The organism is Cupriavidus sp. GW822-FHT02D05 (genome assembly GCF_058802485.1).
Genome location: NZ_JBXAOE010000002.1, coordinates 456,235 through 478,950 on the forward strand (window position 1 = coordinate 456,235; position 22,716 = coordinate 478,950).

The 22,716-nt window shown below is 67.0% G+C and carries 21 protein-coding genes; 15 read left to right on the plus strand and 6 right to left on the minus strand.

Going from position 1 to position 22,716, the window contains the following annotated elements:
- Positions 1-190: 190 nt before the first annotated feature.
- Together AC1RQK_RS04535 and gcvA are read right to left on the minus strand one after the other, a co-directional pair.
- Positions 191-496 (minus strand): YXWGXW repeat-containing protein, encoded by a 306-nt coding sequence (locus AC1RQK_RS04535; protein ID WP_492376727.1) that lies wholly within the window; start codon positions 494-496, stop codon positions 191-193.
- Between the two features lie 156 nt (positions 497-652).
- Positions 653-1,555, minus strand: coding sequence for a transcriptional regulator GcvA (gcvA, locus tag AC1RQK_RS04540; protein ID WP_441633559.1), 903 nt, complete (start codon positions 1,553-1,555; stop codon positions 653-655).
- 170 nt (positions 1,556-1,725) lie between these two features.
- On the opposite strand from gcvA, the gene AC1RQK_RS04545 reads away from it, so the two are divergent.
- The 3 genes from AC1RQK_RS04545 to AC1RQK_RS04555 all read left to right on the plus strand — a co-directional run bounded on the left by AC1RQK_RS04545 (position 1,726) and on the right by AC1RQK_RS04555 (position 4,726).
- Entirely contained in the window at positions 1,726-2,712 is a 987-nt protein-coding gene (locus AC1RQK_RS04545) for a tripartite tricarboxylate transporter substrate binding protein BugE (protein ID WP_150983798.1), read from the plus strand.
- 12 nt (positions 2,713-2,724) lie between these two features.
- Positions 2,725-3,597, plus strand: coding sequence for an N-formylglutamate amidohydrolase (locus AC1RQK_RS04550; RefSeq protein ID WP_492376726.1), 873 nt, complete (start codon positions 2,725-2,727; stop codon positions 3,595-3,597).
- Between the two features lie 313 nt (positions 3,598-3,910).
- Complete coding sequence (locus AC1RQK_RS04555) at positions 3,911-4,726, plus strand: BspC domain-containing protein (protein WP_492807818.1); 816 nt, start codon at positions 3,911-3,913, stop codon at positions 4,724-4,726.
- 85 nt (positions 4,727-4,811) lie between these two features.
- On the opposite strand, the gene AC1RQK_RS04560 is transcribed toward AC1RQK_RS04555, so the two are convergent.
- Positions 4,812-5,954, minus strand: a complete 1,143-nt coding sequence (locus tag AC1RQK_RS04560; RefSeq protein ID WP_492376473.1) for a M14 family metallopeptidase — start codon at positions 5,952-5,954, stop codon at positions 4,812-4,814.
- A 94-nt stretch (positions 5,955-6,048) separates the two neighbouring features.
- Entirely contained in the window at positions 6,049-6,834 is a 786-nt protein-coding gene (yaaA, locus tag AC1RQK_RS04565) for a peroxide stress protein YaaA (RefSeq protein WP_253932713.1), read from the minus strand.
- Between the two features lie 39 nt (positions 6,835-6,873).
- Here yaaA and AC1RQK_RS04570 point away from each other — a divergent pair, with 39 nt between their 5' ends.
- Together AC1RQK_RS04570 and AC1RQK_RS04575 are read left to right on the plus strand one after the other, a co-directional pair.
- Positions 6,874-7,428, plus strand: a complete 555-nt coding sequence (locus AC1RQK_RS04570; RefSeq protein ID WP_492376475.1) for a putative toxin-antitoxin system toxin component, PIN family — start codon at positions 6,874-6,876, stop codon at positions 7,426-7,428.
- A 54-nt stretch (positions 7,429-7,482) separates the two neighbouring features.
- The gene (locus AC1RQK_RS04575; protein WP_492807820.1) at positions 7,483-8,670 is read left to right on the plus strand and encodes a pyridoxal phosphate-dependent aminotransferase; all 1,188 of its coding nucleotides are present in this window, start codon (positions 7,483-7,485) and stop codon (positions 8,668-8,670) included.
- 78 nt (positions 8,671-8,748) lie between these two features.
- Here AC1RQK_RS04575 and AC1RQK_RS04580 read toward each other — a convergent pair whose 3' ends face one another.
- A complete protein-coding gene (locus AC1RQK_RS04580) occupies positions 8,749-9,390 on the minus strand; it encodes a glutathione S-transferase (RefSeq protein WP_174422877.1) in 642 nt (213 codons plus the stop codon).
- Positions 9,391-9,621: 231 nt separating this feature from the next.
- On the opposite strand from AC1RQK_RS04580, the gene AC1RQK_RS04585 reads away from it, so the two are divergent.
- The 8 genes from AC1RQK_RS04585 to AC1RQK_RS04620 all read left to right on the plus strand — a co-directional run bounded on the left by AC1RQK_RS04585 (position 9,622) and on the right by AC1RQK_RS04620 (position 19,413).
- Positions 9,622-11,145 (plus strand): 3-hydroxyacyl-CoA dehydrogenase, encoded by a 1,524-nt coding sequence (locus AC1RQK_RS04585; RefSeq protein ID WP_492807822.1) that lies wholly within the window; start codon positions 9,622-9,624, stop codon positions 11,143-11,145.
- A gap of 92 nt (positions 11,146-11,237) precedes the next feature.
- Positions 11,238-12,017, plus strand: coding sequence for an oxepin-CoA hydrolase, alternative type (locus tag AC1RQK_RS04590; protein WP_492376479.1), 780 nt, complete (start codon positions 11,238-11,240; stop codon positions 12,015-12,017).
- Between the two features lie 105 nt (positions 12,018-12,122).
- On the plus strand, positions 12,123-12,857 hold the full coding sequence (locus AC1RQK_RS04595) for a histidine phosphatase family protein (protein WP_492807824.1): 735 nt from the start codon (positions 12,123-12,125) through the stop codon (positions 12,855-12,857).
- 108 nt (positions 12,858-12,965) lie between these two features.
- Positions 12,966-14,042, plus strand: coding sequence for a phosphotransferase (locus AC1RQK_RS04600; protein ID WP_253932718.1), 1,077 nt, complete (start codon positions 12,966-12,968; stop codon positions 14,040-14,042).
- A 274-nt stretch (positions 14,043-14,316) separates the two neighbouring features.
- Positions 14,317-15,324, plus strand: coding sequence for a Bug family tripartite tricarboxylate transporter substrate binding protein (locus AC1RQK_RS04605; protein ID WP_492376481.1), 1,008 nt, complete (start codon positions 14,317-14,319; stop codon positions 15,322-15,324).
- A gap of 128 nt (positions 15,325-15,452) precedes the next feature.
- The gene (locus AC1RQK_RS04610) at positions 15,453-17,264 is read left to right on the plus strand and encodes a vWA domain-containing protein (protein ID WP_492807826.1); all 1,812 of its coding nucleotides are present in this window, start codon (positions 15,453-15,455) and stop codon (positions 17,262-17,264) included.
- Between the two features lie 98 nt (positions 17,265-17,362).
- Positions 17,363-17,983: an RNA polymerase sigma factor gene (locus AC1RQK_RS04615; RefSeq protein WP_492376483.1), complete on the plus strand. Its 621-nt coding sequence runs from the start codon at positions 17,363-17,365 to the stop codon at positions 17,981-17,983.
- Complete coding sequence (locus AC1RQK_RS04620; protein ID WP_492387122.1) at positions 17,980-19,413, plus strand: hypothetical protein; 1,434 nt, start codon at positions 17,980-17,982, stop codon at positions 19,411-19,413. Before AC1RQK_RS04615 ends, AC1RQK_RS04620 begins: the two co-directional genes overlap by 4 nt.
- Positions 19,414-19,438: 25 nt before the next feature.
- On the opposite strand, the gene AC1RQK_RS04625 is transcribed toward AC1RQK_RS04620, so the two are convergent.
- On the minus strand, positions 19,439-20,374 hold the full coding sequence (locus AC1RQK_RS04625; RefSeq protein WP_492376725.1) for a LysR family transcriptional regulator: 936 nt from the start codon (positions 20,372-20,374) through the stop codon (positions 19,439-19,441).
- A 192-nt stretch (positions 20,375-20,566) separates the two neighbouring features.
- Here AC1RQK_RS04625 and AC1RQK_RS04630 point away from each other — a divergent pair, with 192 nt between their 5' ends.
- Together AC1RQK_RS04630 and AC1RQK_RS04635 are read left to right on the plus strand one after the other, a co-directional pair.
- The gene (locus tag AC1RQK_RS04630) at positions 20,567-21,829 is read left to right on the plus strand and encodes an acyl-CoA dehydrogenase family protein (protein ID WP_492376724.1); all 1,263 of its coding nucleotides are present in this window, start codon (positions 20,567-20,569) and stop codon (positions 21,827-21,829) included.
- 188 nt (positions 21,830-22,017) lie between these two features.
- Positions 22,018-22,710 carry a glutathione binding-like protein gene (locus AC1RQK_RS04635; protein ID WP_492807829.1) on the plus strand — a complete coding sequence of 231 codons (693 nt, stop codon included), beginning with the start codon at positions 22,018-22,020 and terminating at the stop codon, positions 22,708-22,710.
- Positions 22,711-22,716: the final 6 nt, after the last annotated feature.

The window sequence follows — 22,716 nt, forward strand, 5'->3', positions numbered from 1 at the left end:
CCCTGGGGCGGGCGCGGCTTGCCTCGTCAGTAAACAAAAACCGGCGCGCGATAGTGGTAATAAGCGGGCCGGGCCGGCACGATCACACAGCCGGACAACGTGACGGCGAGAAGCGCCGCGATCAGAAGGCTTTTCATCGGTTACCCCTTGCTGTGGTGACTGCCATCGCGTTTGACGAATGCCATGCCGCTCATGGCGCCCAATGCCCTTCGACCCAGCGCCATTGCGGGCCACGCGCCACCCAGTGCCCCGGCACCCAGCGGTAGCCCGCCCTGGCCGGGCGCCAATGGCCGCCCACCCAGACGTAGGCGCCATTGCGCCATTGCCAGTGGCCCGGATCCCAGACATAGCCGCCGCGCGCGGGCGGCAGGACCTCCTGGCGCATCGGCGGGGGCGCCGCGGGTGCAATCACGATGGTTTGAGCGAATGCCGGCGCCAGCGCGAACGCCGCCGTCACGGCGACGCCCAGGCGGATAAGGCGAGATGAGAGGGGCATTGGTCTGCGCATGAGAGCCTCCAGTCCATGATCCACAGCCTGGCGCGGTTCGCACGCAGGCTTGTCATTCATGTCTGTCATGTCTCTTAAACGCAGGCGGGTGGAAAAAACCGTCGCGGAAAAGCGTAAGTTTTGATTACAGCGGCGGCGCGCGGCTCACGCCACCACGTCGACGCCTTCCATCACCCACTGGCGAAAGGTCTGCAGCGCCGGCAGATGCTGTTTCTGCTCGGGATAGCAAAGGTAGTAGCCCTTCTTGCTCAGCACCCGCGCCGGATGCGCCACCACCAGCACGCCGGTGGCGAGTTCCTCCTCGATCAGGCAGCGCGGGATCAGCGCGATGCCGAGCCCCGACATCGCCGCCTGCGTCAGCAGCGAGAACTGGTCGAAGCGCGCGCCGCTCCACGCCTTGCGGGTCGCCACGCCAAGCTCGGCGAACCAGTCGGGCCAGGCTTCGGGTACGGTGGTGTGATGCAGCAGGGGAAAACGCAGCAGCGCCGAGGGCACGCGCGCCATGCCTTCCGGCTCGCCGGCCAGCAGGGCCGGGCGGCACACGGGAAGCACTTCGCGGCCAGTCATGTAGTCGGCAAGGCTGCCGGGCCACATGCCGTCGCCGAAGCGGATGGCGGCATCGAGGTCGGGCTGGGAAAAGTCGTAGCCCTGCGCGTGCGGCACGAATTCAAGGCTGACGTCGGGATGCTTCTCGAAGAATTGCGGCAAGCGCGGAATCAGCCACTTGGCGCCCAGCGTGGGCATGCTGGCGATATGCAGGGTGCCGCCGCGGCCCTGCTTGGCGATCAACTCCACCGTGGCGGCCTCGATCTCGGTCAGGCTCGGGCGGATGCGGTCCAGGTAGCGCTGGCCGGCATCGGTCAGCATCAGGCGCTGGCGCACGCGCTCGAACAGTTCCACGCCAAGGAAGGCCTCCAGGCTGCGCACCTGCTTGCTCACGGCACCCTGGGTGACGTGGAGCTCCCGCGCCGCGGTGGTGAAGCTGTTGTAGCGTGCGGCAGCCTCGAAGGCCTGCAATTCAGTCAGCGACGGACATAAGCGTCGCATAGATAACCCCTTACTTCACTACCAAACGGAATGATCGCACGATTTTATTTCGTTTGCGGTGTGCCTGCACGAACAAGCAGAATCAGGGAAGCCTTTCTTTTCCGCGCTTTCACCGCTTTCACCGCTTTAATCGCTCTCCTTCTCTCCTCCCTCCATTCAGGAACCGAACCATGCAACGCCGTAACATGCTCCGCCTCCTTGCCGCCGCCACTGGCGCCGCCGCCGCCGGCCTGTCGCTGTCGGCCGCTGCCCAGGGCACGTACCCGACCAAGCCGATCTCGCTGGTTGTGCCGTTCCCGGCAGGTGGCACCACCGACATCGTGGCGCGCATCGTGGCCGACAAGCTCGGCCAGCAACTGGGCCAGACCGTGGTGGTGGACAACCGCGGCGGCGCCGGCGGCAGCATTGGTACCGGTTACCTGGCCAAGGCCGCGCCGGACGGCTACACCCTGGGCATCGCCACCGCGTCCACGCACGGTATCAACCCGGCCGTGTACCCGCGCCTGTCGTACGACGCCACCAAGGACTTCACCACCATCACCAACCTGGCTTCGGTGCCCAACGTGATGAGCATCAACCCGGCGGTGAAGGCCAACGACATGAAGGCCTTCATCGCGCTGGCCAAGGCCCAGCCGAACAAGATGGCCTACGGCTCGGCCGGCAACGGCAGCGTCTCGCACATGATGGGCGAGCTGTTCAAGATGAGCAGCAAGACCGAGCTGCTGCACGTACCTTACAAGGGCGTGGGCCCGGCGCTCAACGACGCGCTGGCCAACCAGGTGCAGGTGCTGTTCGACAACCTGCCGTCCTCGCTGCCGTTCATCGAAGGCGGCAAGCTGCGCGCCCTGGCCGTGGCCTCGCCCAAGCGCGTGCCGGCCCTGCCCAACGTGCCGACATTTGCCGAACTCGGCCTGCCTGAAGTCAACGACGCCGCCTGGTTTGGCCTGATCGCGCCGGCCAACCTGCCCGCCGACGTGCAAGCCAAGCTGCACGACGCCACCGTGAAGGTGCTGGCGCTGCCAGAAGTAAAGGCTAAGCTGGAGAAGCTGGGCGCGGTGCCGGTTGGCAACACGCCGGCGCAATTCGCCGCGCAGATCAAGTCCGAAGTGGCGAAGAACAAGCGCATCGCCGCCGCAGCCAAGATCACCCTGGATTAAACGACGCACATCATGACGGAAGCAGACCGAAAGACCGGGCTCAGCCCTTACCTCCTGCAACTGCCGCAAGGCGAGAGCAGCCCGCTCTTTCTCGATTCGCCGCATAGCGCCACCAGCTACCCGGCCGATTTCCGGCCGGCGGCCGGCCTGCCCCTGGCGCTGCTGCGCCAGGCCGAAGACACCTTCGTCGACGAGCTGTACGCCGACGCTCCCGCACGCGGCATTGCGCTGCTGTGCGCGGGCTTCCCGCGCAGCTACCTCGATGCCAACCGCGGCATCGAGGAAATCGACGAAGCCGTGCTCGACGCGCCCTGGCCCGGCCCGCGCCAGGAAACCTCCAAGACCCGTCTTGGCAAGGGCCTGGTGTGGCGCGTGCTGGATACCGGCGAGGCCATCTACGACCGCAAGCTGAGCGTGGCCGAGGTGCAGGCGCGCATTACGCAGTACTACCTGCCCTACTACGCGCAACTGCAAAAGCTGGCCGACCAGGCCATCGCCACGCACGGCAGCGCCTGGCACATCAACTGCCACTCGATGCCCAGCCAGGCGGCGCAGTACGCCACCGAGCATCCCGGGCTGCAGCATCCGGACTTCGTGGTGGGCGACCGCGACGGCACCACCTGTGACACGCGCTTCACGGACCGCGTGGAAGGCGTGCTCAAGGAGATGGGCTACGACGTCTGGCGCAACCACCCCTACAAGGGCGTGGAAATCGTGCGCGTGGTGGGCCAGCCGGCGCAAAAGCGCCACAGCCTGCAGCTTGAGATCAACCGCAAGCTGTACATGGACGAAGTCGGCCTGGTGCACAACGCGGGCTTCGGCAAGCTGAAGGCAGACCTCAACGCGCTGCTGGACGACCTCAAGGCCTTCGTCAAGACAATCTGAGCGGGTTCAGCGTTTTCGCATTCGAGGGCGTTGAACGCCGGGAGGCCCGCCGCGCATTGCGTGGCGGGCCTCACTGGCACCCGCGCCGGGCTCACTCGTGCCTCACGCTTGCATCACCCCTCGCGCCGCCATCCCCGGGCGGCCCGTGCAGCCGGGCAAAACACTGCCCTGCGCTGCACTCTGCTGCACATCCGGCATGTATTCCCTTCGGGTAGAACCCTTAAGTCGGGAGATTTCGGAACTTTGCCGCATGGGTTTCCTCTATCATGGCAGACCTTTGCCAACCCCTTACGCTCCAAAGCAAGACGATCCCGTGATCCGACGAATCTCTGACCTCCTCAGCAGCCGGCTGTGTGCGCTCGCTGCTGCAGTGGCAGGTGCGATCGCCCTGGTGGGCTGCGCCGATACCCCGCTCAATGATCGCGACGCCGTGATGTCCTCCAGCATCGCCACCCCGGCAGCCGCTGCCAACTCCGCATCCACCCGCCCCGCGCCGACCCCGCCCGCCACCGCCGCACCGCCCACCAAGACAGTGACCCTGCCCGCGCAAGGCCGCGTGAGCCTGGCCGAGTACCGTGCGCAGATGCGCGAGCAACTGATGCAAACCGAGAACGCCAGCGCAGATGTGGCCGATTGCGCCGCGCACGCCAGCTGGGTCGTGCCCCGCTCGGCCACCTACGACGCCTTGAAGATCCCCACCGGCGCGCTCGGCGCCGGCCAGGCTACCGTCGAGCCATGGGACGGCCGCTTCTCGCAAGGCAAGCAAGCGGTGCCGGTCAGCTCGGTGGTGACATTTTCCGCGACCGCCCACAAGCGCCGCGCCGAAGCCCAGTGGGAACCGGTCAAGGTACGCTGCGGCTATGCCGACGGCATGATGCTGGCCTATGAATTGCTCGATGGCAGCGGCACCGTCATCAGCGAGCCGGCAGCCGCGCCCGCCGTACGCAGCAGCAGCACGCGCCAAGCCACCAGCGGCAAGGGCAGCAAGGGCAGCAAGGCAAGCAAGTCCAGCTCGGGCAAGTCCGCGAAGGCAACCGCGTCCTCTTCCAGGTCGGGCAGCAGCAAATCGACCGCGAAGAGCAGCAGCGCCAAGACCACCAGCAAGTCGACTACCAAGAAGACACACTGAGTGCTGCCCAGGCGCTGCCAGCCCTGCGCATGGAGCCGCCCGGCACCTGGCCACCTGAGTGGCGGCCAGGTGCCAGATCGCGCCCTCAGCCCAGTTGCGCCAGCACCGCCTGCAGCATCGCAGCGCCCAGCAGGGCGCTGCGCGCGCCATTCCAGCCCACCGCCGGATCGGGCTGGTCGGCATTGTCCTTGAATGGCATCTCCAGCGTCAGCGACAGGCAGCCAAAGGTATGGCCGATGTACTTCGAGGCCAGTTTGAGCGCGTCCTGGTTGTACTTGCTGGCGGCGTAGCCGTGCACATCCTGGAAGTCCGGCGTGGCGCGCTTGAACGCGTCGATGAAACGCAGTTGCTCGGCCTTCTGCACCTCGGTAAAGCCGGGCAGCATCTCGCTGCCCGCGACGAAGTTATAGGGCAGGCCCTCGTCGCCATGGATGTCGAAGAACATGTCGCAGCCGGTGGCCTCGATGGCACGGCGCACGTGATACACCTCCGGGCTGGTCTGCTCGCTGGGGGCCATCCATTCGCGGTTGAGGTTGGCGCCAGCCGCATTGGTGCGCAGGTTGCCACGCGCCGAGCCGTCGGGGTTCATGTTCGGCACGATATGGAACACGGCGCGCTCCAGCAGGCGGCGCGCCACGGGGTCGCCGGCCCACATGCCAGTGCCCGTCAGGCGCTGCAGCACGCCCTCGCAGAACCATTCCGCCATGGATTCGCCGGGATGCTGGCGCGCGATCATCCAGATGGCCTTCTTGCCGTCGCCAGGCGTGCCGACCGTGACCGCGGTCATGTCGCGGCCATCCACCGTGCTGCCCAGGTGTGACAGCCGCGCCAGCGGCGAACGCTGGCAAGTGGCTAGCAGGGACAGGTGGCGGTCCTCGGAGTACGGCTCGAAGTAGGCCAGCCACACGCTGTCGTGCTCGGGCGTGAAGGCCACCGTCATGGTGCTGCCATCGAAGCTGGTCGGCACGCGGAACCATTGCGCGCGGTCATAGGAGGCCACGGCCTGGTAGCCGCGCCAGCCGTCGGGGTAGGTGCAGTCGCCGGCATTGAGGAACTGCAGGCGGCATGCCTGGCCAGCCGCGCCCTGCAGCCGGAAATGGAACCACTGGCGGAACTCTGCATGCGAGTCGGCCCGGATGCGCAGGCGGATGTCGCTCGCCTGCGCAAGCGATTCGACTTCAATCGCGCCCGAATCGAAGCTGGCGGAAATATGCAGGGCTGAACTCATGATGTGGCGTCTCGGAGGGTTCGGGCCGGGATGCCTGTAGGCCATCCCTGGCACTGGGTTCGGGGGCGATAGGGCGTAGCCGGCGCAGCGTGCGTCAGTCTTCCAGGCGGCGGCGGAAGACCCAGCGGGCGTCGTCGGATGCCGCGGCATCAAAGGCGTAGCCATGCTCGGCGAAACGCTTGAGCTTGGCCGGCTCGGTGATGCGATGCGTCACCGCGTAGCGGGCCATGAAGCCGCGCGCCCGCTTGGCGTGGAAGGAAATGATCTTGTAGCGGCCGCCCTTCCAGTCCTCGAACACCGGCGTGACGATCCTGGCGCCAAGCACCTTGGGGCGCACCACCTTGAAGTATTCCTCGGAGGCCAGGTTGACCAGGGCCGGACTGCCTTCTGCCTTCTGTGCCTTGAAGTCATCGTTGAGCAACTGCGTGACGTCATCGCCCCAGAACGCATAGAGATCCTTGCCCGCCACGTTGTCCAGGCGCGTGCCCATCTCCAGGCGGTAGGGCTGCATCCAGTCGAGCGGGCGCAGCACGCCGTACAGGCCGGACAGGATGCGCACATGCTTCTGCGCGAAGCCAAGGTCATCGTCCGACAGGCTGGATGCGTCGAACCCCTCGTACACATCGCCGTTGAAGGCGAGCACGGCCTGCTTGCTGTTGGCCGCGGTAAATTCCGGCGACCAGTCGCCGTAGCGGGTGGCGTTGAGCACCGCGAGCTTGTCGGAGATGTCCATCAGCGCCCCGATATCCTGCGGCGCGAGCTTGCGCAGCCGCTCGATCAACACCGCCGAACGGTCGATAAAACGGGGCAGCGTATGGGTCTTCAGACGCGGGGGCGTCTCGTAGTCGAGCGACTTGGCAGGGGACAAGACGATGAGCATGGCAAAATCGCGGCAAACACAAAGGCCAGATTGTAACGAATGCACCCCGACTCTACCGCAGTACCCCTCAATTCCCCGCCGTCCCCACAGGCCATTCCTGTCCCCGGCCCGCTGGTACCGCGGGTCGTGCTCGACTCCAACATCTGGGTCGACCTGCTGGTCTTTGCGGATCCGCACGTCGAACCGATCCGGGCCGCGCTGGACACCGGCGCCATTGCCGCGGTGATCCGCGCCGATTGCCGCGAGGAGTTGCGCCGAGTGCTGGCTTATCCGCAATTTGCCCATTTTGGTGTCGATATTCCCGCCGCCATGGCCACTGTCGACCGGCTGACCGCCCTCATCGCCATCCCGGAAGAAGCCGACATCGCGGCGGCCCGCCTGCCGCGTTGCCGCGATACCGACGACCAGAAGTTCATCGAGCTGGCGCACTTTGCCCAGGCCGCCTGCCTGGTCTCCAAGGACAAGGCCGTGCTCAAGCTCAAAGGCCGCCTGCGCCGCCAGAGCGGCGTGGATATCCTGCTGCCCCAGGCCTTCGCCAACTGGCTGACGGCGCGCGAGGAGGCCGCGGCACAGGCGCCGGCCGATCCCCGCTAGAATGCCAGCATCGTTTTCCGCCCATCCCGACCGCCCAGCCTGACGCAGCTTCCCATGCCCACGAACCTTTCCGCCCAGCCCGGCACCCTTGCTCCCCTCACGCCGCCGGCTTCGCGCCTGCCCAAGGTCGGCACCACCATCTTTACCGTGATGTCGGCGCTGGCCGCCGAGCGCAATGCCGTCAACCTCGGCCAGGGCTTCCCGGATTTCGACTGCGACCCGAAGATCGTCGATGCCGTCGCGCACGCCATGCGCGCTGGCTTGAACCAGTACCCGCCGATGGCGGGCGTGCCCAAGCTGCGCCAGGCCATCGCCAGCAAGATCGGCAAGCTGTACGGCCATGCCTATGACTGGGACAGCGAGATCACGGTCACCGCGGGCGCCACCCAGGGCATCCTGACCACCATCCTGTGCGCCGTGCATCCGGGCGATGAAGTGATCGTGCTGGAACCCTGCTACGACAGCTACATCCCCGCGATCGAAATGGCCGGTGGCAAGGTCGTGTCGGTGGCCCTTGACGCGCCGCACTTCCACATCCCCTTTGACCGCCTCGCCGCCGCGATCACGCCGCGCACGCGGATGCTGCTGATCAACACGCCGCACAACCCCACCGGCACCATCTGGCGCGCCGGCGACATGGATCGTCTGGCCGCACTGCTGGCCGGCACCGACATCCTGCTGCTGTCAGACGAGGTGTACGAGCACATGGTGTTCGACGGCCAGCCGCACCAGTCGGTATCGCGTCACCCCGAGCTGGCACGGCGCAGCTTCGTGGTATCGAGCTTCGGCAAGACCTACCACGTGACTGGCTGGAAAGTGGGCTATGTGGCCGCGCCGGCCGCGCTCTCGGCCGAGTTCCGCAAGGTGCACCAGTTCAATGTGTTCACGGTGAACACCCCGGTGCAGCATGGCCTGGCCGACTACATGGCGGACCCGGCGCCCTACCTGGACCTGGCGGCCTTCTACCAGGCCAAGCGCGACTTCTTCCGCGCCGGGCTGGCCGGCACGCGCTTCAAGCTGCTGCCGTCGGACGGCACCTACTTCCAGTGCGTGGACTACTCCGCCATCTCGGACATGAGCGAGGCGGACTTCTCGATGTGGCTTACGCGCGAGATCGGCGTGGCGGCGATTCCGGTTTCGGCGTTTTACTCGCAACCGCGGGAGTCTGGGGTGGTGCGGTTCTGTTTTGCCAAGAAGGAAGAGACGCTGGCGCTGGCGCTGGCGCGGTTGAAGGCGCTGTAGGCACCGCTTTGGCCAGCGAAAAAAACGCCCGCGGCATGCCGCGGGCGCTTTTCTTTTTGCTTTGTGCAAACCCTTCGCTTACTTCCGGCCGCTCAGCATCAGCTCGGTATTCGCCTTGCGATCCTCATTCACCTTTTGCACCGTCGGGCGCTCCGACATGCGCTTGAGGTACTCCTTGACCGGCAGGTCGGCCAGCATGTCCGTACCGTAGATGATCTTGGTGCAAGACGAGATCAGCGGAAAGTGCACCACCGCGGCGCAGTCCGCCAGCGTAAAGGTGTCGCCCGCCAGGTAGGGCGAGAACTTCGCCAGCTTGGCGAAGGCGGGGATATAGCGCTCCAGCAGCTTTTTCTGGCGTTCCTTGACGCCGTCGCTGACCTTGCCGCCGAAAAACGCTTCAGGGTAAAGCTCGCGCGCGGTCAGCTCCAGGTACAGCTCCAGGAAGGTCACCAGCTCGCGCACCTTGGCCGCCTCGTAGGGGCTGGCGGGCAGCAGCGGCGTTTGCGGGTAGGTCGCCTCGATGTAGGCGTCCAGTACTTCGGACTCGCATAGCGGGCCGTGATCGGTGATCATGTAGGGCACCTTGCCCAGGGGGGTGGCTTCGAGATCGGTCTTGCCGATCCAGGCCAGCTCCTCCTCGAACGGCAGGTTCTTTTCCAGCAAGGCCAGCTTGACCTTGTTGTAGTAGTTGCTGGCGGCAAAACCACAGAGTTTCAGCATGTCGTCTCTCTCCTCGTTATGGCGTGATTGGCAACCCACCGGGTGGATCGCGATGAAATCAGGGGCTAAGGTACCCTGCCCACAGACAGGCAAGCAGGCATTGTGTGCCATGACAGACTCTGGCGGTCCGCGTTGGCCGATCAGCGCACGCCGCCTGCATCGCCCCACTGTCGCGGATGATGCAAAAAACGTACGATCGTGCTAATTTAACCACACTTTTCTGGACGCACTATGAGCACTTTCACCATTGACTCGCTAGGCATCGTCGGCACCGGTGCCATGGGCCGGGGCATTGCCCAGATCGCCGCGCAGGCCGGGCTGACCGTCAGCCTGTACGACACCAACCCGCAAGCCGTGGCAGCCGCCCGGCAATACCTGCAGGATACGTTCGCCAAGCTGACCGAAAAAGGCAAGATGAGCGCCGAGGACGGCGCCGCCGCGCTGGCCCGCGTGCTGCCCTGCAATGCGCTGGAAGACCTGGCCGGCTGCGACATGGTGCTCGAGGCCATCGTCGAGAAGCTCGAAGTCAAGCGTGACCTGGTGGCCAAGCTCGAAGCCATCCTGCGTGCGGATGCCGTGATTGCCTCCAACACGTCGTCGCTGTCGATCACCGCGATCGCGGTGGGCGCCAAGCAACCTGGCCGCATCGCCGGCTACCACTTCTTCAATCCGGTGCCGCTGATGAAGGTGGTCGAGGTGATCGACGGCCTGTCCGGCGACCCCGCCGTGGGTGACGCGCTGATGGCGCTGTCGCGCCGCCTGGGCCATACTCCGGTGCGCTGCAAGGACATGCCCGGCTTTATCGTCAACCATGCCGGGCGCGGCATGAACATCGAAGGCCTGAAGGTCGCGCAGGAAGGCGTGGCCGGGTTCGCCGACATCGACGCCATCATGCGCGAGCAGGCGGGTTTTCGCATGGGCCCCTTCGAGCTGATGGACCTGACCGGGCTGGACGTGTCGCACCCGGTGATGGAGTCCATCTACAACCAGTTCTACCAGGAACCGCGCTACCGGCCGTCGCCCATCACGGCGATCCGCTCGGTGGGCGGCCTGATCGGCCGCAAGGCCGGCGCCGGTTTCTACCGCTACGCCGACGGCCAGAAGCAGCTGCCCGCCACCGCCGCCGTGCCCACCGCGCGCCCGGCCAGCGTCTGGGTCAGCCTTAACGACGAACGCGGCCACGGCATGGCCGTCAAGCTGCTGCTCTCGCTGGGCATCACGCCCGAAGCCGGCAACCGGCCCTCGGACGACGCCCTGATCGTGGTCACGCCGCTGGGGCTGGACGCCACCACCTGCGCCCTGCATGAGGGCCTGGACCCCACCCGAGTGGTCGCCATCGACACGCTGCTGCCGTTCGAGGCCACCAAGCGCCGCACGCTGATGACCACGCCAGCCACGTCAGCCGCCATGCGCGAGGCCGCACACGGCGTGTTTGGCAGCGACGGCGTGCCCGTGACCGTGATCCGCGACTCGGCCGGCTTCGTGGCCCAGCGCATCATCAGCTGCATCGTGAACATCGCCAGCGACATCGCGCAGCAGCGCATTGCCACGCCGGTGGACATCGACCTCGCCGTCAACCTCGGCCTGGGCTACCCCAAGGGCCCGCTGGCGCTGGGCGACGTGATCGGCCCGCACCTGGTGCTGACCGTGCTGCGCAACCTGGAACGCCTGACCGGCGACATGCGCTACCGCCCCAGCCCGTGGCTGTGGCGCCGCGCCGGGCTCGGCCTGTCGCTGCTGGCCGAAGAGCAGTAAGAACCGCGACCGCAGGCTTGTTTCTGGCCTGCGGTCGTTTCGTATCCGACACCGCGTTGCATCGTTGCATTCGCGCATCCGCACAGGCCGCCATGACCGCACAGCTGCTATCCGAACGCGTCGACACCACCCTGGTGCTGACCATCTCGAACCCCGAGGCACGCAACGCGCTGCATCCGGACATCTACGCGGCCTCGCAGGAAGCGCTTGAGCTGGCCTCGCGCGACGACGAAATCCGCGCGGTGGTGATCACCGGCGCCGATGGCGTGTTCTGCGCCGGCGGCAACCTCAACCGCCTGCTCGGCAACCGCGCCAAGCCGCGTGAGGTGCAAGCCGAGAGCATCGAAGTCCTGAACCACTGGATCGAAACGCTGCACGCCTTCCCCAAGCCGATCATCGCCGCCGTGGAAGGCCCCGCCGCGGGCGCCGGCTTCTCGCTGGTGCTCGCCTGCGATTTCGTGGTGGCCGCCAGCGACGCCAAGTTCGTGATGGCCTACGTCAACGTTGGCCTGACGCCTGACGGCGGCGGCTCGTACGAGCTGGCCCGCGCCCTGCCCCGGCAGCTCGCCTGCGAACTGATCATGGAAGGCAAGCCCGTGGATGCCGCGCGCCTGGCGCATTTCGGGCTGGTCAACCGCGTGGTGCCGCCCGGCCAGGCGCTGACCGAAGCGCTGCGCCTGGGCGAATCGCTGGCCACGCGCTCGCCGCACGCCATGGGCCGCATCAAGGGCCTGATCAACCACGCCGCCACCGCCAGCCTGACCGAACACCTGGCGGAAGAACGCGACAACTTCGTGGCCGCGCTGCATCACAAGGATGGCGGCGAAGGCATCGGCGCCTTCCTGGAAAAGCGCAAGCCGAACTACCGCTGAGCCGCCCTGCCCGCCGGGTTCGCCAATGCGCGCACCCGGCCTCGCAATGCCACGCCAACGATGCCCGCGCAGACGGGCACAGAAGCAAAAGCACCGGAGACTTGCATGGAATTGCCGCCCTCGCCCCGCCGCCGCGTCTACCTGATGCGCCATGGCGCGGTAACCTACTTCGACGAAACCGGGCGCCCTGCGCTGCCCGAACTGGTGCCGCTCAACGAGACCGGGCGCGAACAGGCCAGCGCGGCTGGCCGAGCCTTTGCCGCCGAGAACATTGGCTTTGACCGCATCATCGTCAGCGGGCTGCCGCGCACGGTGGAAACCGCCGAGCGCGTGCTGGCGGAGTTGCCGGGCATGGCCGACGCCGCGATGGAAACCTGGCCCGAGCTGCAGGAAATCCGCGGCGGCAAGCTGCAAGGCATCAGCGACGACAAGCTGCGCGACGCATTTATCGGCGCCTTTGAAGGCGAAGTGCCCGAAGACAAGCGCTTCCTCGATGGCGAGAGCGTGGGCGAATTCCTCGACCGCGTGCTGCCCGCGCTGCGCCGCCTGCGCGACGACCCGAACTGGGACACCGCCCTGCTGGTCCTGCATGGCGGCACCAACCGCGCCATCCTTTCCCACGCCATCACCTGCGGGCGCCGCGTGTTCTACGGCAGCCTGATGCAAACCGCCGGCTGCATCAATGTGCTCGACGTGGGCGACGATCCGCTGGACTGGGTGGTGCGCATGATGAATTACTCGCCGCCCACGCCCGTGCACAGCGGTTCGCGCCACACCACCATGGAAGTGTTGCTGCATCAATACCTGCGCTTTCGCGACCTGCGCGGGCCGGCCAGCTAGCCACGCCGCACAGAGATAAAGATAAAACAGACAAGACGGACAAGACGGACAAGACAGACGTAATCGAATCTCGGAAAACCCGGAACATACCGAAAACACGGAGACAGCATGAGCACCAACGTTTCGAATTTCGAAGGCACCCGCGAGGTAGCCGAGCAGCAACGCTTTGACCTGGCCGCGCTGGAAGCCTGGATGCGCGAGCATGTTGCCGGCTTTGCCGGCCCGCTCTCCATCGAGCAGTTCAAAGGCGGCCAGTCCAACCCCACCTTCAAGCTGATCACACCTAGCCAGACCTACGTGATGCGCGCCAAGCCGGGCCCCAAGTCCAAGCTGCTGCCTTCGGCCCACGCCATCGAGCGCGAATACCGCGTGATGGCCGCGCTGGCCGGCACCGACGTGCCGGTGGCCAGGATGTACGCGCTGTGCGAAGACGAAGCCGTGATCGGCCGCGCCTTCTACATCATGGAATTCGTCGCCGGCCGCGTGCTGTGGGACCAGTCGCTGCCCGACATGACGCCGGCCGAGCGCGCCGCCATCTACGACGAGATGAACCGCGTCATCTCCGCGCTGCACACCGTCGACTACAAGGCCATCGGCCTGGGCGACTACGGCAAGCCGGGCAACTACTTCTCGCGCCAGATCGAGCGCTGGACCAAGCAGTACAAGCTGTCCGAGACCGAGAGCATCCCGGCCATGGACTCGCTGATGGCCTGGCTGCCCGAGCATATCCCGCAGGAAGACGCCGATCTCACGTCCATCGTGCATGGCGACTACCGGCTGGATAACCTCATGTTCCACCCCACCGAGCCGCGCGTGCTGGCCGTGCTCGACTGGGAACTGTCCACGCTGGGGCACCCGATGGCCGACTTCGGCTACCACTGCATGAGCTGGCACATCGCCCCGGGACAGTTCCGCGGCATCGCTGGCCTGGACCATGCCGGGCTTGGCATCCCTGACGAGGCCACGTACCGCCGCACCTACGAGCAACGCACCGGCCGGCCGATCACCGGCGACTGGAATTTCTACCTGGCGTTCAGCATGTTCCGGATTGCCGGCATCCTGCAGGGGATCATGAAACGCGTGGTGGACGGGACAGCTTCCTCCGCGCAGGCCGCGGATGCAGGAAAGCGCGCCCGGCCGATGGCGGAAATGGGCTGGGAGTACGCAAAGAAGGCAAAGCAATAACAATCTGGCAATCTGGCGCTTCGCCGGGATCATCGGAAAACCTCTTCCCCCAGCGCGGGGAAGAGGTTTTTTTACGGGGCAAGTTATCGTATCAGATGATGTGTAGGCCTGTTTTCGGCAACGACCTCACTGCGACTCTCGTCAGGCTCGCCATCCTTCACGCCTGAAATCCCGCCAAAAAATGCCCTGGACCCGCCCAGGACTTCCGGCTATGATCCAACATATACGACAACATACAACAATCATAAAGAAAACAAAGCCGGAGACAACGCCCATGGCAACCAGCCGCCGCACCTTCCTGACCCAACTCTCGACCCTCGGCACAACCGCCACGCTGGGCAGCCTCGGCGCGGCCGGCACGCTGCTGTCGTCGCCGGCGCAAGCCGCCGACTGGCCTACCCGCCCGATCCGGCTGGTTGTGCCCTATCCCGCCGGCGGGTCCTCCGACATCATTGCCCGCCTGATCAGCCGCCAGCTCGGCGAAGCCCTCGGCCAACCCATCGTGGTGGATAACCGCCCGGGCGCCAACGGCAATATCGGCGCCGCCATGGTCGCGCAGGCCGGCACCGACAATCACACGTTGCTGCTGTGCGATGTCGGCGCGCTGGCCATCAGCCCGTCGGTCTACACCAAACTCACGTTCGATCCGGGCAAGGACCTGAAGGGCGTTTCCATGCTGGCGTACTCGCCGCATTTGCTGGTGGTCCATCCGTCGGTGCAGGTCAGCAACCTCAAGGAACTGGTGGACCTGTCCAAGCGCACCCAGCTCAACTTTGCCGTGACCGCCATCGGCAGCGCGCCGCACCTGGCGGGCGTGGCGGTGGCGCAGGCTACCGGCGCGAAGTGGCAATACGTGCCTTACAAAGGCGGTGCGCAGGCGGTGGCCGATACCGTGGGCGGCACCGCCCAGGTGCTGATGAACGGCATGCTGGCGACGCTGCCCCAGGTGCAGGCCGGCAAGCTGAAGGTGATCGCGGTGTCCAAGAAGACGCGCATGCCGCTGGTGGGGCAAGTGCCGACCATTGCCGAGCAAGGAGTGCCAGGCTTCGAGTCCGGAACCTGGCAAGGCGTGATGGCGCCCGCGGGCATGCCCGATGCGCTGGTGGCACGCATCAGCAGCGAACTGATCCGCATCATCCGCTTGCCGGACGTGCGCGCGCAGCTCGCCGGCCAGGGTGCGGAAGTGGTGACCATGACGCCGCCGGAGACAAACAAGTTCTTCAGCGCCGAGCGTGCGCGCTGGGCCACCGTGGTGAAGCAGGCCGACATCCGGCTCGACTGACCCGCGCCGGGTCTTGGCACGTTCTGACTTTTTTTGATCGCGCTTAACCCCTTGCGCCAGGCTGCCTCGTTTCACTGACAGCGCCCAGCCGCCGGCATCGCCGGCGCGGCCCTTCAGGAGAAAAGAACATGCTTAAGCGCTTGGGAGCCTTGGCCATTGCCTTTGCGGTGGCCGCTTGCGGTGGTCATTCCACCACTGCCCCTACCCCGCCGGATTTGCCCGCGCGCGCCGACAACGCGCCACCGGCCACGCAGCCGGTGGCAACTCCCCCGGTTGCGCCGGTTGCCCCGGCCGCTCCCGTGCAGTCCGTGGCCACCGTGCCGACGGCAGAAGCCCGCGACACCGCATCTGCCGCCAAGGAGGCGGTCGCCGGCGCCGTGGCCAATGCACGCGCGCCTGCCATGCGCGCCATGCCTGCGGCGCCCATGACCCTGATGGCACGCCCCATGCCCTACCCGCAGCCGCAGCCTGGGCCAGACCGTGAGCGCTATGGCGCCATCGACGAGAACGGCGTGCAGCAGGTAGCGCAAGCGCCTGTCTCCACCTTCAGCATCGACGTCGACACCGGCAGCTACAGCAATGTGCGCCGCCTGCTCAATGCCGGCCGCCTGCCGCCGGCCGACGCGGTGCGCGTGGAGGAAATGGTCAACTACTTCCCGTACGACTACGCGCAGCCGCGCGATGGCCGCCCCTTTGCCGTGCACGCTGACGCCGCGCCCGCGCCATGGCAAGCGCGCAACGTGCTGCTGCGCATCGGCATCAAGGCCGCCGACGCGGCACGCGACAGCCTGCCGCCGGCCAACCTGGTCTTCCTGGTCGATGTGTCGGGGTCGATGTATTCGCCCGACAAGCTGCCGCTGCTAAAGTCCTCGCTCAAGCTGCTGACCAACGCGCTGCGCGCGCAGGACCGCATCACGCTGGTGACCTACGCCAGCGGCACGCGCGTGGTGCTGCCGCCGACGCCAGGCAGCGACAAGGCTACCATCTCGTCGGCCATCGATTCGCTGGTAGCGGGCGGCTCGACCGCCGGCGCGAGCGGCATCGCGCTGGCCTACCAGGCGGCGCAGCAGAGCTTTATCGCGGGCGGCATCAACCGCGTGCTGCTAGCCACCGATGGCGACTTCAACGTGGGCATCACCGACTTCCGCCAGCTCAAGGCCCTGGTCGCGGAGAAGCGCAAGTCCGGCGTTTCGCTGTCCACGCTGGGCTTTGGCACCGGCAACTACAACGACCAGCTGATGGAGCAACTGGCCGACGCGGGCGACGGCGCCTACTCGTACATCGACAACCTGATGGAAGGCCAGAAGGTGCTGGCCGAGGAGTTCAGCTCCACGCTGGCGACGGTGGCGCGCGACGTCAAGATCCAGGTCGAGTTCAACCCCGCCACGGTCAAGGAATACCGCCTGATCGGCTATGAAAACCGCGCGCTCAAGCGCGAGGATTTCAACAACGACCAGGTCGACGCCGGCGACATCGGTGCCGGCCACACCGTGACAGCCCTCTATGAGCTGACGCTGGCGGGCCAGCCCGGCCTGATCGACCCGCTGCGCTACCAGCCGGCGAGCCCCGCCGCCCAGCCAGGCAAGGGCGCCGCTGGCGAGCTGGCCCACATCAAGCTGCGCTACAAGCTGCCGCAGGCGCAAGCCAGCGAGCTGATCGACCTGGCCGTGCAGGACAGCGCGGTGCGGCCGCTGGCGCAGGCCGACGACGCCATGCGCTTCGCCGCGGCGGTAGCCGGCTTCGGCCAGATACTGCGTGGCGGCAATCATGTCAACGGCTGGACCTACGCCGACGCGCGCACCCTGGCGCTCGGCGCGCGCGGCGCCGACCGCTTTGGCTACCGCGGCGAGTTCATCAAGCTGGTCGACCTGGCGCAGGCCCTGTCGACGCGCGCACCGCTGGCACAAGGCGGCGAGCCTGCCGGGGAGCCGCCACGCTGAGGCCGCCTCGCCCACCATCCGCCGGGTTGCCCGCGCGCAGGCACCCGGCACCGACAGCCCCTCGCAGCGGCGCGCGGGGCTGTCATATACTCCCGCGCATGCATGCCCCCTCACCTGGCGCCCCGCCCTCCCCATCCTCTGCCGGACTGTCCGCGCTGCCGGATACCGACCTGATGCTGCTGGTCGCCAACGGCCTGATCGAGCAGCCGGTGGCCGAGCTGTTCCGCCGCCACAACGCGGCGCTGTACAACTACGTGGCCTGGCTTTGCCAGGGCAACACCAGCGAGGCCGAGGACGTGACCCAGAAGACCTGGGTCAAGCTGATGACCCGCTGCGCGGACTACCAGCCCAGCGCGGCCCTGCGCACCTTCCTGTTCCAGATCGCACGCAATACCTGGCTGGACCAGTTGCGCGGCGCCTACGAGCGCCAGCGCGACACGCTCGACGAGACGCATCTCGCCATGCCTGCCGACGACCTCAGCCCCGAGGCCGAGGCGCAGTTGCGCCAGAACCTGCAGGGCGTGCGGCAAGCGCTGCTGGCGCTGCCGGCGGCGCAGCGCGAGGTGATCGTGCTGCGCTTCTTCAGCGAGATGAGCGTGGAGGACATCGCCCTGACGCTGGGCGAGAAGTTCGAGACCATCAAGAGCCGGCTGCGCTACGCCTTTGCACGGCTGCGCGAGAACCTGGTGGCCACGCCATCGCAGGAGCGGCTGCCATGAGCGCGGACGAACGCTTCATCGCCGGCGAGGACCGGCTCGCGGCATTGCTGCGCGAGTTACCCGCCTTTATACCGCCCGCCTCGCTGGAGGCCTCGGTGATGGCTGCGGCGCGTGCGGAGCAGGCGGCGCGCAACGCGCCAGCGCCGCTACCGCCAGCCTCGCTGCCGGCCAAGGTCCGGGCCTACGCCGAACAAGCCGAGGCGCCCGCCGACGATGACGAACTGGATTTCACGCCGCCGGCGGGATTGCAGGCAGCGGTCATGGCGCAAGCCGCGCGGATGCAAGCGGCGCAGGCCACGCGCCGCAATGCCGTGCTGGAGGAAATCCGGCGCGGCGACGTGCCGCAAAGCGTGCTAGGCGCGCCAGTCAGCGAGGCAGCGCAGGCGTGGCTGCGCGAGCAGGCGCTGCCCGCACAACCGGCCGCCGGCGCAGAGCCAACTGGCAAGCCGCCCCGTGCCCGCCCCGCACGGCGCTGGTGGCCCGCGCTGGGCGCGCTCGCCGCCACCCTTGGCGTGGGCGTCTTGTCGCTGCAGATCGTCATGCGCCAGCTTGACCTGCGCCACGGCGAAATCACGTTACCCGCCCAAGCCCCGGCCCCCGTGGCGGACACGGCAGCAAACAAGACGGCAAAGCAGGCGGAACCCGCCAAGCCGGTTGCACAAGCGGCGGTGCAGCCAGCGGCTCCGGCCCCGGCTCCAGCTCCGCAAGCGGAATCCGCGGGACAGCAGGCATCGCCGCGCGCGGATGCGCCAGTGCCTCCGCCCGACACTCAAGCCGCTCATGCCGCACAGCCTGCGCCTGCACCGGCCCGCCCGCCCGCCGAGGCACAGGCCAAGGCCGCGCCTCGCGAGCCGGACCGGCTAGCGGAACAGCGTGCACCTGCATCCAGGGATAGCGCAGCGGGCGCGACCGGCTCACTCTCTGCCGGAGCGCCTCCCGCCGCAGCGGCAGCGCCTGCGGTACCTGCCCCGGCACCCATGGCGCCGATCGCGCCGATGGCTGCCATTGCGCCGCCAGCCCCGATCGCCCCCATCGCCCCACCGGCGCCAGCGCCCACCATCGATGCACCCAGGTTGGCACTGCGCGCCAGCCCGTCGCAGCAGGCCGATGCGGCACGCGCACCCGCGCCTGCCGCACGCGTGCAAAGGGTGGGAACGTTGACGATGAGCTTGCGGGAAGAACCTCAGCTAGCGGTGGAGCGCTTGCTATCCGCCCCGTCGGGGGCCGAGCCCGCCGCCGGGGCGCAGCTGGCGCTGCGTGTCACGGCGTCGGCGCCGGCCAGCCCCGAGGTCAGGGCGTGGGTCGAGCGGCTATGGCAGGCGGTGCCGGCGCAATACCGGCCGCCGCTGCCCTATGCGGTGCAGGCCGACAGCACATTGCCGCCAGCCACCGTGCGCATCGAGCGCCAGGCCGATAGCGCATCCTGGTAGGCGCAGGGGACGAGGCTCGGCGCACTCAGTCCAGGGCCACCTCGCCCACACCGCCGCCGAGCGAGTTGATCACCACCAGCAGTTGCTCGCGCAGCCAGCGATTGGCGCCATCATTCTCGCCGCCGGCATGCCAGTAAAGGTGCAGTTCCAGCGTAGGCACCTTGAAGGGCAGCGAGAGCAAGCGGTTGGCATATGGCTCGTTGGCGATGCGCGCGTAGCGCAGCGGCAGCGTGGCCAGCAAGTCGGTGCAGCTCACCACCCGGCAGGCCGCGGCGTAATGCTGGCAGCGCAACCGCACCCGGCGCGTCAGGCCCATGCGGTGCAGCGCCTGGTCTTCCAGGCCGGCCCCGCGCCGGCGGGACGACACATGCACGTGCTCGGCGGCCAGGTAGCGCTCCAGCGTCAGCTCCTTCTTCATCAGCGGATGGTCGCGGCGGGCCAGCACCACCATCGGGTCGGCCATGAAGGGCGTGTGATGGATGGCCGGCGACACCGGCAGCAAGATATCGATGGCCGCGTCGAGCGTGCCGGCCAGCAGTTCCGACTCCATCTCGCGCCGGTCGAAGCGGATCGCCGCGATCTCCACCTGCGGCGCCATCGCGGTCACGCGGGCCATCAGGGGCGGCAGCAGGGTGGACTCCAGCGCATCGCGCATGCCAATGGTGAAGCGGCGCACTGTGGCCGCCGGATCGAAATGCGGCGTGTCCTGCAAGGTGCGGGCAAAGGACTGCAGGGCCGTGCGCACCTCGGCGGCCAGCGAGCGCGCCAGCGGCGTGGGTGCCATGCCCTGCCCCCGCCGCTCGAATAGCGGGTCGTCAAACAAGAGGCGCATGCGCCCCAGCGCGTGGCTGACCGCGGGCTGGGTCAGGTTAAGCTGGCGGGCGGCGGCCGTGATGCTGCCTTCGCTATAGATAGCGTCGAACACCACGAAGAGATTCAGGTCGATGCGGGATAGCTGCATGACGGGCATTCTGGCATGGAATGCACGGTATTGATACTGGCAAATCCAGAAAATTCATTTTTCTAATTACCTGGATTGCGGTACAGTCCTCTCCAGTCGGCGCAAACCGCGTCCGCCGGTGCCGGAAACGGCCCACCGCAACCCGCGGCGGCCCAACCGATGCCGGCCTCATTCAGAGGTGGAGGAGACAACATGCAATTCGAGTACACCCCCAAGGTCAAGGAAATGCAGGCTCGCCTGCTGGCCTTCTTCGACAAGCACATCTATCCGAACGAGAAGCGCTTCTACGCCGAGATCCAGGCCAACCGCCAGGCCGGCAACGCCTGGGTCCCGACCAAGGTGATCGAGGAACTCAAGCCGCTGGCGCGCGAAGCCGGCCTGTGGAACCTGTTCCTGCCCCATTCCAAGCGTGCCCCGGAAGGCCTGTCCAACCTGGAATACGCACCGCTGTGCGAGATCATGGGCCGGGTGCCCTGGTCGGCCGAAGTCTTCAACTGCGCGGCGCCCGATACCGGCAACATGGAGACGCTGGAGCGCTACGCGTCGGAAGAACTCAAGGACAGGTGGCTGGAGCCGCTGCTGCGCGGCGAGATCCGCTCGGCCTTCCTGATGACCGAGCCGGCCGTGGCTTCGTCGGACGCCACCAATATCTGCTGCAGCATCCGCCGCGATGGCGACGAATACGTGATCAACGGCACCAAGTGGTGGTCGTCGGGCGCGGGCGATCCCCGTTGCGAGGTCTATATCGTGATGGGCAAGACCGACCCGGAAGCGGGCCGTCATGAACAGCAATCGATGATCGTGGTGCCGGCCGATACCGCGGGCATCACCATCAAGCGCTTCCTGCCGGTGTTCGGCTACGACGACGCGCCGCACGGCCACATGGAGATCGAGCTGAAGGACGTGCGCGTGCCGGCAGCCAACATCCTGCTGGGCGAAGGCCGCGGCTTCGAGATCGCCCAAGGCCGCCTCGGCCCGGGCCGCATCCACCACTGCATGCGCAGCATCGGCGTGGCCGAGCGCGCGCTGGAACTGCTGTGCAAGCGCGCCCTGTCGCGCGTTGCATTCGGCAAGCCGGTGGCCGCCCAGGGCGTGACGCGCGAGCGCATCGCCGAAGCCCGCTGCGAAATCGAAATGGCGCGCCTGCTGACGCTCAAGGCCGCCTACATGATGGACACCGCCGGCAACAAGGTGGCCAAGGCCGAGATCGCCATGATCAAGGTCGTCGCCCCCAACATGGCGCTGAAGGTGATCGACTGGGCCATCCAGGTGCACGGCGCCGCTGGCGTCTCTGACGAATTCCCGCTGGCCAACTGGTGGGCGCACCAGCGCACCCTGCGCCTGGCCGACGGCCCGGACGAGGTGCACCGCAACGCCATCGCCAAGCTGGAGCTGGCCAAGCACATGGGCGTGAGCCCGGACGACATCAGCATGCCGGTGGCACGCGGCTTCTAAGCCGCAACGATCCGCAATCCGCCACAAGCGGCCACAACCGGTCTCACCGCCGGCCCTGCTGGCAACATGGAAAACGCGCAGCCAGTCTGCGCGTTTTTTTCTTCTGTGCTTAAATCGCGCGGTTCGCCGCGCCAGTGGTTGATGTGGCGATTCACCGATTGCACGATCGCAGCCAGGAGCCCTTCCCGATGATCGACGTCTACAGCTGGCCCACGCCCAACGGCCACAAAATCCACATCATGCTCGAGGAGTGCGGCCTCCCGTACAAGGTCCACCCCATCAATATTGGCGCCGGCGACCAGTTCGGCGAGGACTTCCTCAAGATCAGCCCGAACAACAAGATCCCGGCCATCGTCGACCCCGATGGCCCGGACGGCAAACCCATCTCGCTGTTCGAGTCCGGCGCCATCCTGCTTTACCTCGCCGGCAAGACCGGCAAGTTCCTGCCCGAGGACGTGCGCGGCAAGTACGACGCGCTGCAATGGCTGATGTTCCAGATGGGCGGCGTCGGCCCGATGCTGGGCCAGGCGCACCATTTCCGCATGTATGCGCCACAGCAGATCGAGTACGCCATCAACCGCTACACCAACGAGGCCAAGCGCTTGTACGGCGTCATCGACAAGCAACTGTCGGAACATGCCTGGCTGGCTGGCAGCGAATACTCCGTGGCGGATATCGCGACCTTCCCGTGGCTGCGCAGCTGGCAGAACCAGGGCGTGGAGCTGGACGACTATCCGCACCTGAAGCGCTGGTTCCTTGAGATCGCCGAGCGGCCCGCCGTGCAGCGCGGTGTCGCGGTGCTGGCACAGGAACGCAAGCCGCTGAGCGGCGACAAGGAACGGGAAATCCTGTTCGGCGCCACGCAGTACCAGCGCCGCTGAGCAGCC

Excerpts from the sequence above, each read along its gene's own strand:
- AC1RQK_RS04610 (WP_492807826.1), top strand. The coding sequence starts at position 15,453 with ATGCTTAAGCGCTTGGGAGCCTTGGCCATTGCCTTTGCGGTGGCCGCT.
- AC1RQK_RS04590 (WP_492376479.1), top strand. The coding sequence starts at position 11,238 with ATGACCGCACAGCTGCTATCCGAACGCGTCGACACCACCCTGGTGCTG.
- AC1RQK_RS04585 (WP_492807822.1), top strand. The coding sequence starts at position 9,622 with ATGAGCACTTTCACCATTGACTCGCTAGGCATCGTCGGCACCGGTGCC.
- AC1RQK_RS04545 (WP_150983798.1), top strand. The coding sequence starts at position 1,726 with ATGCAACGCCGTAACATGCTCCGCCTCCTTGCCGCCGCCACTGGCGCC.
- AC1RQK_RS04615 (WP_492376483.1), top strand. The coding sequence starts at position 17,363 with ATGCATGCCCCCTCACCTGGCGCCCCGCCCTCCCCATCCTCTGCCGGA.
- AC1RQK_RS04550 (WP_492376726.1), top strand. The coding sequence starts at position 2,725 with ATGACGGAAGCAGACCGAAAGACCGGGCTCAGCCCTTACCTCCTGCAA.
- AC1RQK_RS04620 (WP_492387122.1), top strand. The coding sequence starts at position 17,980 with ATGAGCGCGGACGAACGCTTCATCGCCGGCGAGGACCGGCTCGCGGCA.
- AC1RQK_RS04535 (WP_492376727.1), bottom strand. The coding sequence starts at position 496 with ATGCCCCTCTCATCTCGCCTTATCCGCCTGGGCGTCGCCGTGACGGCG.
- AC1RQK_RS04630 (WP_492376724.1), top strand. The coding sequence starts at position 20,567 with ATGCAATTCGAGTACACCCCCAAGGTCAAGGAAATGCAGGCTCGCCTG.
- AC1RQK_RS04580 (WP_174422877.1), bottom strand. The coding sequence starts at position 9,390 with ATGCTGAAACTCTGTGGTTTTGCCGCCAGCAACTACTACAACAAGGTC.
- AC1RQK_RS04575 (WP_492807820.1), top strand. The coding sequence starts at position 7,483 with ATGCCCACGAACCTTTCCGCCCAGCCCGGCACCCTTGCTCCCCTCACG.
- AC1RQK_RS04625 (WP_492376725.1), bottom strand. The coding sequence starts at position 20,374 with ATGCAGCTATCCCGCATCGACCTGAATCTCTTCGTGGTGTTCGACGCT.
- AC1RQK_RS04605 (WP_492376481.1), top strand. The coding sequence starts at position 14,317 with ATGGCAACCAGCCGCCGCACCTTCCTGACCCAACTCTCGACCCTCGGC.
- AC1RQK_RS04635 (WP_492807829.1), top strand. The coding sequence starts at position 22,018 with ATGATCGACGTCTACAGCTGGCCCACGCCCAACGGCCACAAAATCCAC.
- AC1RQK_RS04570 (WP_492376475.1), top strand. The coding sequence starts at position 6,874 with ATGCACCCCGACTCTACCGCAGTACCCCTCAATTCCCCGCCGTCCCCA.
- gcvA (WP_441633559.1), bottom strand. The coding sequence starts at position 1,555 with ATGCGACGCTTATGTCCGTCGCTGACTGAATTGCAGGCCTTCGAGGCT.
- AC1RQK_RS04560 (WP_492376473.1), bottom strand. The coding sequence starts at position 5,954 with ATGAGTTCAGCCCTGCATATTTCCGCCAGCTTCGATTCGGGCGCGATT.
- yaaA (WP_253932713.1), bottom strand. The coding sequence starts at position 6,834 with ATGCTCATCGTCTTGTCCCCTGCCAAGTCGCTCGACTACGAGACGCCC.
- AC1RQK_RS04600 (WP_253932718.1), top strand. The coding sequence starts at position 12,966 with ATGAGCACCAACGTTTCGAATTTCGAAGGCACCCGCGAGGTAGCCGAG.
- AC1RQK_RS04595 (WP_492807824.1), top strand. The coding sequence starts at position 12,123 with ATGGAATTGCCGCCCTCGCCCCGCCGCCGCGTCTACCTGATGCGCCAT.